This is a genomic window from Enterobacter sp. UNJFSC 003 (genome assembly GCF_036903355.1).
GTDB lineage: Bacteria > Pseudomonadota > Gammaproteobacteria > Enterobacterales > Enterobacteriaceae > Enterobacter.
On sequence record NZ_JBAKHK010000104.1, the window covers coordinates 1 to 298 of the forward strand.

Sequence of the window (298 nt, forward strand, 5' to 3'; positions counted from 1 at the left end):
TTCATCAGGAAGTCGATCGCGTTGCCGTGCGCGCCACATCCAAAGCAGTGGTAAAACTGTTTCTCACCGTTAACGGTGAAGGACGGGGTTTTCTCGTTGTGGAATGGACAACACGCGTGGAAATTCTTGCCCTGCTTTTTCAGCTTCACACGGGCATCGATCAGATCGACGATGTCAGTGCGTGCCAGCAGATCATTAATGAATACGCGTGGGATTCGTCCAGCCATAGGCCCCGATTTTTAGCAATTCATAAACGAAAATAAGCCGCGCATTCCTTTCGGAAGCACGGCCTTACAAC

1 protein-coding gene is annotated in these 298 nt (G+C 50.3%); it reads right to left on the reverse strand.

The window, feature by feature from the left end; genetic code table 11:
* Positions 1-227, reverse strand: a 227-nt coding sequence (locus V5P19_RS23300) for a CHC2 zinc finger domain-containing protein (protein WP_334407902.1), incomplete at its 3' end; no start/stop codon positions are given.
* Positions 228-298: the final 71 nt, after the last annotated feature.